Consider the following 12,079-nt stretch of genomic DNA (forward strand, 5'->3'; position numbering starts at 1 on the left):
TCACAGCATCGGCGCGGTCAATATCCTGCGCATGCTCGAAGGACACGACCCGGGCACCGGGGTCTTCGCCGGCGTGGTCCTGGTCTCGGCGTCGGTGCACGAGGTCGGCTACGACCTGCTCGCGGAATTCTTCAAGGACGATTTCGACTGGTCGCACATCCGCCGGACGGCCGGGCAGTTCCGCGTTCTGCAGGCGATCGACGACCCCGTCAATGCCCCCAACCGTGTGGATCGTCATGCCGTTCCTCACCCGCCGCTTCGGCAGCTGGCTCGCCCACTGATCCCGATCCGCGCGAGGTGCGTCTGGGTCGTGTTGCGTGGTCGCCGGGTGTGGAAGGGTGGGGATATGAACCGATTGGGCAGCGCGACATCGCCTTACTTGCGTCAGCATGCTGGGAATCCGGTGCACTGGCGGGAGTGGGATGCGGAGGCGCTGGCCGAGGCGGCCGAGCGGGATGTGCCGATTCTGCTGTCGATCGGGTACGCGTCGTGCCACTGGTGTCATGTGATGGCGCACGAGTCGTTCGAGGACGAGGCCACGGCGGCGGTCATGAACGAGAACTTCGTGTGTATCAAGGTGGATCGGGAGGAGCGGCCTGATCTGGACGCGGTGTACATGAATGCCACCGTGGCCATGACGGGGCAGGGTGGGTGGCCGATGACCTGCTTCCTGACGCCGGAGGGGGAGCCGTTCTACTGCGGGACGTATTACCCGAAGACGCCGCGGCACGGGATGCCGTCGTTCACCCAGGTGCTGACGGCGGTGAGCGAGACCTGGCGGAACCGGCGCGACGAGGTGAACACGGCGGCGGCGCAGGTGGCCGACGCGCTGCGGCAACAGACCGCGGGGTTGCCGGATGCGGAGATCGGGGTCGGGCCGGAGTTGCTCGAGCATGCGGTCGGCGCGGTGTTGAAGGATGTGGACGGGCAGCACGGCGGGTTCGGGGGCGCGCCCAAGTTTCCGCCGTCGGCCCTGCTGGAGGGACTGCTCCGGCATTACGAGCTGACCGGCAATCCGACTGTGTTGCAGGCTGTTTCGTTCACCTGCGAGTCGATGGCGCGCGGCGGAATCTACGACCAGCTGCGGGGCGGGTTCGCGCGGTACTCGGTGGATGCGGCGTGGGTGGTGCCGCACTTCGAGAAGATGCTCTACGACAATGCCCAGCTGCTGCGCGTGTACGCGCATCTGGCGCGGCGGGGGTATGACGAGTCGGCCGGTGCGCGTGCGACCGATGCGTGGGAACCGCTGGCGCTGCGGGTGACTCGCGAGACCGTGCAATTCCTGCTGACGGACCTCGGTACCGAGCAGGGGGCCTTCGCCTCGGCGCTGGACGCGGACACCCACCTCGAACCGGGCGGGCCGGGCGTGGAGGGAGCCACGTACGTGTGGACGCCCGCCGAACTCAACGGTGTGCTCGGCGCGCTCGACGGCGCCTGGGCGGCAGAGGTTTTCAATGTCACCACGGCGGGTACCTTCGAGCACGGCACCTCGGTGCTGACCCGGTACACCGATCCGAAACCGGCCGATCACGAGCGGTTCGAGGCCATCCGGGCGAAGCTGTCCGCCGCCCGTGCGCGCCGCCCGCAGCCGGAGCGGGACGACAAGGCGGTCACCGCCTGGAACGGCATGGCCATCGTCGCGCTCGCGGAAGCCGGTGCGGCACACGGACATCCGGAGTGGATCGCGGCCGCCGTCCGATGCGCCCGCTTCCTGCTCGACACCCATATGACCGCCGGCCGCGTCTGCCGCGCCTCGCTGGGCGGTGTGCCCGGCGCGGCTCCGGGCGTGCTGGAGGATTACGCGTGGCTGGCGCTGGGGTTGCTCACGCTGCACCAGACCGCCGAGGGTGACTGGCTGGACGCGGCGCAGGATCTGCTGGACGCCGCCATCACCCACTTCGCCGATCCGGAAACCTCCGGCAGCTGGTTCGACACCGCCGACGACGCCGAGACCCTGCTCACCCGGCCGCGCGACCCGCTGGACGGCGCAACCCCTTCCGGCACTTCGGTTCTCGCGGAGGCACTGCTCACCGCGGCCGCCCTCGCCGACCCGCAGCGGGCCGACCGCTACCGGCAGCTGGCCGATCACACCTTGACCCGGGGTGCGGTGCTGCTCGCTCGTGCGCCCCGCTCGGCCGGCCACTGGCTCGCCGTCGCCGAGGCCGCCCTGCGCGGCCCGATCCAGGTGGCCGTGGTGGAGGGCCCGGACGGCGAATCCGGCGGGGCCGCAACGCTGGTGGCGGCCGCCCGCGCCGCCGCACCGGGCGGATCGGTGATCGTTTCCGGCCCTGTCGGCTCCCAGCCGCTGCTGGCCGACCGGCCCCCGGTGCGTGACACCTCCGCCGCCTACATCTGCCGCGGTTCGGTCTGCGACCTCCCGGTCACCACGGTCGAGGATGTGCGCGCCGGCCTGCTGCCCCCGCCCACCGCCTGATCGCTGCTGACGGCACGGCCTGCGTTCAGGTCGCGCTGTCGACCCGGTGCCCGGCCATGACCGCGGCGGGCACCGCGACCAGCACCGCGATGATGTGGGCGGCGCGAAACAGCCCGAGTATCACCGCATTCGGGGTCCAGTGCGTGAAGAGGTCGCCGAGGTGCTCGGCCGTCAGCGCTGCCCGCAGCGGCTCGACCGCCAGCGAGGCCAGGCCGAGCGTGCCCAACCCCACCACGAGAATCCATCGCGCCCACAGGTTTCCGGCCAGCATGCGGGCCGCCAGCGCGAAGACCGTCAGATAGATCGCAGCCCGGATCAGCAGCCCGAGTGCGATGCCGGCCAGGTGGACCCCGGGCTCATCGAGGGCGAGCGCGACGCGTCCCAATGTCTCGGCCACGCCCGCGATCAGCGCGACCACGATCGCTCGATAAGCCAGTACCGCCCGCTGCGGCCGCGCCCACACCGCCGCCGAGGTCCGCTCGAACGCGCCGATTTCATTCATAGCGCTACTGTCCGGCGTCCCGGGCCGCACCGAATCCCCCGCGAGTACGACATGCGACCGGTCCTCAGGTACGACACCGCGATTCGACGGGCCGAGCCCGGCCGTGCTGCCGGTGCTTAATCCGTTGCCGCCCGGAGCGGGCGGCCATACAGTCCCGGAGGTGTTCGGTTCATGTTTCTCACCGGAGTATTGCCAGGTCCCGCCGGGTGCGGGGCCGACCCTTGCGCGGGTTGATGATTAGCGATCCGCGGCCCGGCCGGCGGACTCCGAAGATGGGGGTGCGGCCGGTCGGGGGCCGGCCTGCGGGGCACTGCCGTTGCGGTGGGGCGCTGCGGGGGACACCACGTCGGTCCAGCCCGGAGTGGGTTCCTTGCGGCCGCGGAGGTGGAGAGTGTCGTGCAGGATCCACTGCGTGCGCTCGGCGTCGCAGGCGGCGTCTATGACCGCCTGACTGGCCAGAATGCGGCGCGGCACCAGTTTGGCCTCGGTGGTGAGGCGGGCGGCCTCGTTGACGGCGTCGCCGATGACGGTGAACTCCAGCCGGGTGTCGGTGCCGACATCGCCGGCGAACACCAGTCCGCGTGCGATGCCGATGCCCACATCGAGCTCGCCCAGCGCGGCCACCTCGTCGCGCATGCGGCGGGCGGCCCGCAGCGCCGGGGTGGCATTGTCGTCGAGCGCGATGGGCGCGCCGAAAATGCACAGTGCGGCATCGCCTTCGAACTTGTTGACCAGGCCCTGATTGTCCTCGGTGGCCGCCACCACGATGGACAGCAGCCGATTCAGCTTGGCCACGAAATCGTGCGGGGCGAGCTCGGTGGCCATGGCCACCGACCCGGTCACGTCCACGAACAGCGCGGTCGCCACCCGCATGTCGCCGGTCAGGCTGGGGCTGCCCGACAGCGCCCGCTCGGCCACCTCGGTACCCACGTGCCGGCCGAAGACGGTCCGCATGCGCTCGCGCTCACTGAGATTGGCGGCCAGCTCGTTCACCGAATGCTCGAGCCGCCCGATCTCGCTGGTGCTGTTGATCGTCACCCGGGCGTCGAGATCGCCGCGGGCGATCCGGTCCAGCGCGTCGCGCAGCGTGTGCATGGGCGTGGCCACCGCCCGGGCCAGCGCCGCCGTCGCCACCGCGCCCGCGGACAGGCCGACGATGGCCATGTAGATCCCGGTCCGGATGCGGTCCTGGGCATCGGTGGACGGGTCGGCCAGCACGGTGATCAACATGAACAGCGGCACCGCGCCCGCCACCGCAAAGGTGACCAGCACCCGGGCCAGCACGGTATTGCTCCAGTGCGCGGTCTCGTCCAGCACCTCGGCCACCACCGGAATGGTCGGCCGGATCAGCCGGTCCACGATCAGGAAGGTCAGCGCCGCCGACTCCAGCCCGCCCAGGGTGAACATCGACAGCACCACCGGGAAGCTGCGGTCCTCGGTGGCGTGCGCGAAGACGAAGGCGGCCACGAACACACCTGGCAGCCAGATGGCCAGGGCCCGTCCGGTGATCGCGACCGGCAGCCGCAGCAGCCGTTTCGCCTCGACCTCGGTCGGTGGCCGGCGCTGGTCCAGCCAGCTGAAGTAGTGGTGCCGATCCCGCACCGCGAGCATGATGCCGACCAGCGCGCCGATGGCCGGATAGATCGACACCTGAATGAAGGTGGCCATCCAGTCCGGTCCGAGCCGGCTCAGGAAACCACTCAGGAAGAGTTCGGTGGTGATCACCGCGAGGCCACCGAGATTGCACGCCATGACGACAGCAGACAGACCCCCCGGCGCCCGCAGCGCCCACAGGATGAGTCTGCTGGTCACGTCGCAGACTTTAGAGAACGTTCGCCTCGGATTGCACGTTTGTGAGTAATTGCTCGGATCAGCGCAACAGCACGAACCAGATGGCAACGTAGTGGCACAGCGCCGCGACCACCGTTGCCGCGTGGAAGAACTCGTGATGCCCGAAGACCTCCGGCCACGGGTCCGGCCAGCGCGACGCGTACAGGATCCCGCCCACGCTGTAGGCGATACCGCCCGCGAGCAGCAAGATCACCGGCGCCCAGCCGACATGCCCGATGAGCGTCCCGGCCACCGGCACGATGGCCCACCCCAGCAGCAGGTACAGCGGCACCCCTAGCCAGCGAGGGGCGGTGGGCCACAGCATCTTCAGCGCCACCCCCGCCAGCGCCCCCGCCCACGCGATGGCCAGCAGGATGGTCCCGGCGCTGCCACGCACTCCGAGCAGGGCGAACGGCGTGTAACTGCCCGCGATGAACAGGAAGATCATCGAATGGTCCGCCCGCTTCATCGACATGCGGGCCCGCGCGGTCTTCCAGTTCACCCGGTGATAGGTCGCGCTGATCCCGAAAACCCCGCACACCGTGATCCCGTAGACCAGCGTCGACCAGGCGGCCTTCGCCGACACGGTGCTCGCCACCGACACCAGCACGATCACCGCGATGGCGGCGACGCCCACGGCCCAGGCGTGAATCCATCCGCGCATGCGGGGCCTGACGAGTTCCAGTTCCTCGCGGACGGTTTCGATGAGCCCCACCGCCGGATCGACCGGCTGTACTGCCTCGGCCATTAGTTTCCTCCTCGGTAACCTACGGTAGCGTAGGTTGGCGGCGGGGCACCCCTCATAGTGGCTGTCGTCACGACGGGCCCCGGGTGTTTCGCTGGTCTGTCCCGGTCGCTCCGCCATTCGTTCCGGGGGCGTAGGGTTGCGGCCGTGAAGATTGCGAGTCAGGTGCGTGGACTCCCATATCGCATATACGAGTCACGGTTGTCCAGGCAGCTGGCTGGCAAACAACATCCCCGGCACGTCGCCGTGATGTGCGATGGCAACCGGCGGTGGGCGCGGGAGAACGGGTTCAGCGATATCAGCCATGGCCATCGAGTCGGTGCGCTGAAGATCGCCGAACTCGTGGGCTGGTGTGGCGAGGCGGGCATCGAGATGGTGACCCTCTACCTGCTCTCCACCGAGAATCTGCGCCGCGACTCCGACGAGCTCGAGACCCTCTTCGAGGTCATCACCGACGTCGTCGACGAACTCTCTGCGCCGGAACAGAATTGGAGCGTCCGCATCGTGGGCGCCCTCGATCAACTGCCCGCCGAGTTCGCCCGGCGCCTGAGCGAGGCGGCCAAGAGCACCGAGGGCCGCACCGGCGTGCACGTCAATGTCGCCATCGGTTACGGCGGCCGCCAGGAGATCGCCGACGCGGTGCGCTCGCTGGTCCGCCAGGAGATGGACGCGGGCGAGACCGGCGAGGATCTGGTCCAGTCCATCACCGTCGACGCCATCGGCCAGCACCTCTACACCTCCGGCCAGCCCGACCCCGATCTCGTCATCCGCACCTCCGGCGAGCAGCGGCTGTCGGGATTCCTGTTGTGGCAGAGCGCGTATTCGGAGATCTGGTTCACCGAGGCGTACTGGCCGGAATTCCGGCGCGTGGATTTCCTGCGCGCCCTGCGCGATTACGCGGCGCGGCACCGCCGCTTCGGGGTGTAGAACACGGCGAATCAACGGTTCCATTGCAGTGCAATGGCTTCCGTGTTCGCGGGACGGTCGCTGCCGTACCGTCGGGGAGTATGAGCGAGCTGCGTGAAGGGCTGAGCGGCCCGGCCGAGAGCCAGGTCGTGGCGGTGCCGTACATCAGCTACGGGGACTTCGGCCGCCGATTCCTGGAATACGCCGCCTCCACCGAGCGGATAGCCGGGGCGTTCGAGAAGCTCACGGGGGAGGCGTTCGAATTCGGGCCGATCGGGGCGGGCCCCGGCAAGCTCGCGAAACTCTCGGCCACCGTCCGGCTCGGGCGGCCACGGCTGAATCGCGAAGTGGACGACCTGATTTCGTTCGACCTGGTGATCCCGCTCAAGGTCGACCTGCTCATCGACCTGGCGGTGGATCGGTATCCGTTCCGGGTGGACGGCACCATTCACCTGCACCTGACCGTCCGCACCGCGGAGCCGCTGCGGGTGCTCATCGAAATCGACGAGCCGCAGCCCAGCAATGTCCGCATCAATGTCGCCAGCGCGACCCGCCGCGGAGAATTGCTGCGCATTCTCGCCAGCGTCGACCACGAGATCCGCCGCTTCGTCGCGCGCTATATCGCCACGGAGATCCGCAAACCGCACATCCAGGCGGCCACCGATATCGATGTCGCCGCACGGCTGGACGCGGCCTGGCGGCTCTGACCCGTCGAGCCCGGGATTCTAGAGTTTCCGGAGTCGCAGCCGGTTGATGGAGTGGTCGGAGTCCTTGCGCAGCACCAGCGTCGCGCGCGGGCGCGTCGGCAGGATGTTCTCCACCAGATTCGGGCGGTTGGTGTTGTGCCAGATTTCCTTGGCCTGGTTGGTGGCTTCCTGGTCATTGAAGTTCGCGTAGTGGTGGAAGTGCGAATCCGGATCCTGGAAGGCGGTCTTGCGCAGCGACAGGAAGCGCTGCACGTACCAGTTCTCGATGTCCTCGATGCGGGCATCGACATAGACCGAGAAGTCGAACAGGTCCGACACCATCAGCCGCGGCCCGGTCTGCAGCACGTTCAGGCCCTCGACGATGAGAATGTCGGGCTGGCGCACGCAGTGGTATTCGCCGGGCACGATGTCGTAGGCGATGTGCGAGTAGACGGGCGCGCACACCTCGTGCGCACCGGATTTCACCTCGGTGACGAAGCGCAGCAGCTTGCGCCGGTCGTAGGACTCCGGGAAGCCCTTGCGGTGCATGATGCCGCGCCGGGTGAGTTCGGCTGTCGGGTACAGGAATCCGTCGGTGGTGACCAGATCCACCCGTGGATGGTGGTCCCAGCGCGCCAGCAGCGCCTGCAGCACACGCGCGGTGGTGGACTTGCCGACGGCCACCGAGCCCGCCACGCCGATGACGAACGGCACCTGACGGTCCGGGTGGGTCTCGCCGAGGAAGGTGGCGGTGGCGGCGAACAGGCGCTGCCGGGCCGCGACCTGGAGGTGGATGAGACGGGCCAGGGGGAGGTAGACCTCGGCCACCTCCTCGAGGTCGATCTGCTCACCCAGACCGCGCAGGCCGACCAGTTCTTCCTCGGTGAGGACCAGGGGAGTCGACTTGCGCAGTGTGCGCCACTGCTTGCGGTCGAATTCCACGTAGGGGCTGGGCTCGCTCATCCGCGCCATTATTCGTGTCCCCGCACTCGAGACTCGTGTCCCCGCATTCGGGCCGGCCGACAACAACAGCTCTCGGGAAGCCGCATCGTCGCCGTGCCCGGCGATCCGGCCAACACTCCACGCATAGCCGAATTGTGCTCGGCTCCAACATCGGGGTGAACACCAGGTGTTGCTACTGACGGGTAACCAGAGTGAGATGGGCTACATCTCAGTGGTCGGGCGTGTCCGGTGAGGTTGTGCGACAGCCTGATCCGCCCCGCCCGGAGCGATCGGATCGCATAGGGTCGGACTATGGCAGCGCATCCACTGGTCACTGAATATCTGCGGCTGGGTCTGGCATTCGACCGGCTCGAAGAGGGTTTCGTGGACGCCTATACCGGCGATCCCGGCCTGCGCCGCGAGGTGGAGAACGCGCCCGCGCCGGAGCCGCGTGATATCGCGCACCGGGCAGCCGCACTGCGCAAGGAACTGCCGGAGGCGGGCCTCCCCGCGGAGCGCGTCGAATTCCTGGAGGCGCACCTGCGCGCGATGGAATGCTCGGGCCGCAAATTCGCCGGCGAGGACATCAACTTCGTCGACGAGGTCCGCGCCTACTTCGACGTGGATATCACCCCCGGCGATACCGAGAACTACCGCGAGGCGCACCGGCAGCTGGACGAGGTGTTGCCCGGTGACGGCGAACTGCTCGACCGCATTACCGTGCACCGCCGCCAGGACGAGATTCCGCCCGAACGTCTGAAGGAATGCGTGGCCGCGTTCTCCGGTGCGCTGCGGGAACTCGTCCGCGACCGCTACCCGCTGCCGGACAACGAGCACGTGGAATACGAAGTAGTGGGTGACAAGCCGTGGTCGGGCTTCAACTATTACCTGGGCAACTACCAATCCCGGGTGGCCATCAATTCCGATCTCAAGCAGCACATGTCACAGCTGCCGCATCTGATCGCGCACGAGGCCTACCCGGGTCATCACACCGAGCACTGCCGGAAAGAGGCCGGGCTGGTGGGCGCGGGGCAGGCCGAGCAGACGCTGTTCCTGGTGAACACCCCGCAGTGCCTGATGGCGGAGGGGCTGGCCGATCTGGCCCTGAAGTCGATCGTCGGCCCGGGCTGGGGCCGCTGGGCGCAGGAGATCTACGCGGACCTGGGGCTGCGCTTCGATGGCGAACGCGCCGAAAGGATTTCGAACGCGTCCGCGAATCTGCTGAGCGTGCGCCAGGATGCCGCGCTGCTGCTGCACGATCGCCGGCGGGATGCCGGCGAGGTGTCGGAATTTCTGCAGCGCTGGAGTCTGGTCACCCCGGAGCGGGCCGCGCAATCGCTGCGATTCCTGTCATCGCCGCTGTGGCGGGCCTATATCTCCACATATGTGGAGGGATATCGATTGCTGGGAGGGTGGCTGGACCGGGCAGCCGATCCGGAAGACCGGTCCGAGCGTTTTCGCCGTCTCTTGGACGAACCCCTCACACCCGGCGCCATCCGCCGGCTGTGAGGGGTACTCCCCGATGTCGTGACCGCGGTTTACGCGCCCCAGGTGGCGCAGGAGGCGCCGCCGCTCGACATGGTGCACAGGGTCTTCAGGATGGTGAAGAGGAAGTCGGTGGGGCTGCCGGTCGCGATGTTGAACAGCGTCATGGTGATGAATACCTCGAAATTTGGGATGGGCCAAGGACACTGGCCCAAAGAGGCCAGCGTTGCGTCACCTTACCGAGATTTGTTGCTCCGCCATAGCCTGATTGCGGAGTGATGTCCACCGCTCGCGGCTATTCGGTCGCCTCTCCTGCGCCGACGATTCCTCTGCCCCCAATTTCCTGGGCACGATTCGTCCGCGCGTGGCGACCGGCGGATGGTCCCCGCCGGTCGCGGGATAGGATGACCGGACCGCGACTGGCGCACTCGAGGTGGAAGCAACCACCGGGAAGCACCGAAGTCCGGCACCGCGCGCCTGGGTGCCTGGCGACCCCCGAACCGTATTCGGGGTACCCGGACAACGGAGGTGCGCGATGAACGAGACAGAGAACCCCCGGATCGGCTCCGTGGCAGCGGCCAATAGACTCGGCGGCGTGACCCAGACGAGCGCCTCTGTCAACAGCCAGTCCCTCGCCGAACTCGATCCCGAGGTCGCGTCCGCGATGGGCGGCGAACTCGCTCGCCAGCGCGACACCCTCGAGATGATCGCCTCGGAGAACTTCGTGCCGCGCGCGGTGCTGCAGGCGCAGGGCAGCGTGCTCACCAACAAGTACGCCGAGGGCTACCCGGGTCGCCGCTACTACGGCGGCTGCGAGAACGTCGACATCGTCGAGGATCTGGCCCGCGCCCGCGTCAAGGAGCTGTTCGGCGCGGAATTCGCCAATGTCCAGCCGCATTCGGGCGCGCAGGCCAATGCCGCGGTGCTGATGGCGCTGATGAACCCGGGCGAGAAGCTGCTGGGCCTGGATCTGGCGCACGGCGGTCACCTCACCCACGGCATGCGCCTGAACTTCTCCGGCAAGCTGTACGAGGTGCACGCCTACGGCGTCGCCAAGGAAGACCACCGCGTCGACATGGACGAGGTGCGCAAGATCGCCCGCGACACCCGCCCGAAGGTGATCGTGGCCGGCTGGTCGGCGTACCCCCGGCACCTGGACTTCGCCGCCTTCCGCGAGATCGCGGACGAGGTCGGCGCCTACCTGTGGGTCGACATGGCGCACTTCGCCGGTCTGGTCGCGGCCGGGCTGCACCCGTCGCCGGTGCCGCACGCGGACGTGGTGTCCTCGACCGTGCACAAGACCCTGGGCGGCCCCCGCTCCGGTCTGATCCTGGCCAAGCAGGAGTTCGCCAAGAAGCTGAACTCCGCGGTCTTCCCCGGTCAGCAGGGCGGCCCGCTCATGCACGCCATCGCGGCCAAGGCCGTGGCCTTCAAGATCGCCGGCAGCGCGGAGTTCAAGGAGCGCCAGGAGCGCACCATCTCCGGCGCCAAGATCCTCGCCGAGCGCCTGACCGCGCCCGACGCCAAGGCCAAGGGCATCACCGTGCTCACCGGCGGCACCGACGTGCACCTGGTGCTGGTGGACCTGCGCAACTCGCAGCTGGACGGCCAGCAGGGCGAGGATCTGCTGCACGAAATCGGAATCACCGTGAACCGCAACGCCGTTCCGTTCGACCCGCGCCCGCCGATGGTCACCTCCGGCCTGCGCATCGGCACCCCGGCGCTGGCCACCCGCGGCTTCGGCGACGAGCAGTTCACCGAGGTCGCCGACATCATCGCCGCCGCCCTCACCGGCTCCGCCGACCTGGACTCGCTGCGTCAGCGCGTTTCCACGCTGGCGCAGGACTTCCCGCTGTACGACGGCCTGGAGAACTGGCGCCTGCTGGGCTGACGCCCGCCGGACAACCGAGAGCCCGCCGCGATTCCATGATCGCGGCGGGCTCTCCGCGTCGCGGTGCGACTCTATGTCACGATGAGATTCGTTGCCCGCCAAGGATTCCCGGCTAGAACGACCAGAACTTGCGCGGGCCGCCCGTGATGCTCGGAGCGTCCGCGGTCACGGTGGCGATCAGCTGCTTGGGATGCGGGTTCACCCAGTTCCGTTCGGAGTCGCCGGCGCGCAGGACGACCGTGGGGACGGTCTCGTTGCCGTCGGCCACCGAGCGGACGAAGGCGGCCGCCTCCGGGTCCTGCCAGATGTCGACCTCGCGGTGGACGATGCCGTGGCGATTGAGCACTCGGCGCATGCGGGAGCAGTAGGGGCAACCCGGGCGGCGGTAGACGACCAGTTCCGGGGTGGCGTCGGTGGTCATGATCGGAGTCTAGGTCCGCGCGGCCGCCGCCACCATGTCGGCGGGGCGAGGGTGACGCCGGGGCCGAGAGCCGGTGCCGCGGAATCGGGAATTGACAAGCGGCGCAGGTGATTCGGCTTGCAGTCCGTCGTGGGGGGCGGGGCGGGGGGGGGGGGCCGGCACCCCCCCCGGGCCCCGTGTAGTGGGGGGGTGGGAGGTTGTTGAAGGTATTAATGGGGCCCCGCCCCCCCCCCCCAC

The 12,079-nt window shown here is 68.6% G+C and carries 10 protein-coding genes; 5 read left to right on the forward strand and 5 right to left on the reverse strand.

What is annotated here, in order from left to right; all coding sequences use genetic code 11:
• Positions 1-346: 346 nt before the first annotated feature.
• Entirely contained in the window at positions 347-2,434 is a 2,088-nt protein-coding gene (locus tag ACFXIV_RS19670) for a thioredoxin domain-containing protein (RefSeq protein ID WP_379394333.1), read from the forward strand.
• Between the two features lie 25 nt (positions 2,435-2,459).
• Here ACFXIV_RS19670 and ACFXIV_RS19675 read toward each other — a convergent pair whose 3' ends face one another.
• The 3 genes from ACFXIV_RS19675 to ACFXIV_RS19685 all read right to left on the reverse strand — a co-directional run bounded on the left by ACFXIV_RS19675 (position 2,460) and on the right by ACFXIV_RS19685 (position 5,514).
• Positions 2,460-2,936: a hypothetical protein gene (locus ACFXIV_RS19675; RefSeq protein WP_379393782.1), complete on the reverse strand. Its 477-nt coding sequence runs from the start codon at positions 2,934-2,936 to the stop codon at positions 2,460-2,462.
• Positions 2,937-3,173: 237 nt separating this feature from the next.
• Entirely contained in the window at positions 3,174-4,748 is a 1,575-nt protein-coding gene (locus ACFXIV_RS19680; protein ID WP_379393784.1) for an adenylate/guanylate cyclase domain-containing protein, read from the reverse strand.
• A 58-nt stretch (positions 4,749-4,806) separates the two neighbouring features.
• The gene (locus ACFXIV_RS19685; RefSeq protein ID WP_379393786.1) at positions 4,807-5,514 is read right to left on the reverse strand and encodes a hemolysin III family protein; all 708 of its coding nucleotides are present in this window, start codon (positions 5,512-5,514) and stop codon (positions 4,807-4,809) included.
• 144 nt (positions 5,515-5,658) lie between these two features.
• Here ACFXIV_RS19685 and ACFXIV_RS19690 point away from each other — a divergent pair, with 144 nt between their 5' ends.
• Together ACFXIV_RS19690 and ACFXIV_RS19695 are read left to right on the forward strand one after the other, a co-directional pair.
• Positions 5,659-6,438, forward strand: a complete 780-nt coding sequence (locus ACFXIV_RS19690; RefSeq protein ID WP_354833426.1) for an isoprenyl transferase — start codon at positions 5,659-5,661, stop codon at positions 6,436-6,438.
• Positions 6,439-6,518: 80 nt separating this feature from the next.
• Positions 6,519-7,124 (forward strand): hypothetical protein, encoded by a 606-nt coding sequence (locus ACFXIV_RS19695; RefSeq protein WP_379393788.1) that lies wholly within the window; start codon positions 6,519-6,521, stop codon positions 7,122-7,124.
• An 18-nt stretch (positions 7,125-7,142) separates the two neighbouring features.
• On the opposite strand, the gene coaA is transcribed toward ACFXIV_RS19695, so the two are convergent.
• A complete protein-coding gene (gene coaA / locus ACFXIV_RS19700; protein ID WP_379393790.1) occupies positions 7,143-8,075 on the reverse strand; it encodes a type I pantothenate kinase in 933 nt (310 codons plus the stop codon).
• Positions 8,076-8,357: 282 nt separating this feature from the next.
• On the opposite strand from coaA, the gene ACFXIV_RS19705 reads away from it, so the two are divergent.
• Together ACFXIV_RS19705 and glyA are read left to right on the forward strand one after the other, a co-directional pair.
• Positions 8,358-9,554 (forward strand): DUF885 domain-containing protein, encoded by a 1,197-nt coding sequence (locus ACFXIV_RS19705; RefSeq protein WP_379380043.1) that lies wholly within the window; start codon positions 8,358-8,360, stop codon positions 9,552-9,554.
• 571 nt (positions 9,555-10,125) lie between these two features.
• Positions 10,126-11,421: a serine hydroxymethyltransferase gene (gene glyA / locus ACFXIV_RS19710; protein WP_379393792.1), complete on the forward strand. Its 1,296-nt coding sequence runs from the start codon at positions 10,126-10,128 to the stop codon at positions 11,419-11,421.
• 112 nt (positions 11,422-11,533) lie between these two features.
• Here the strand turns inward: glyA and ACFXIV_RS19715 are convergent, their stop codons facing one another.
• A complete protein-coding gene (locus tag ACFXIV_RS19715; RefSeq protein ID WP_379393794.1) occupies positions 11,534-11,842 on the reverse strand; it encodes a glutaredoxin domain-containing protein in 309 nt (102 codons plus the stop codon).
• Positions 11,843-12,079 lie beyond the last annotated feature (237 nt).

The sequence above is a fragment of the Nocardia sp. NPDC059236 genome (assembly GCF_042754085.1).
Classification (GTDB): domain Bacteria; phylum Actinomycetota; class Actinomycetes; order Mycobacteriales; family Mycobacteriaceae; genus Nocardia.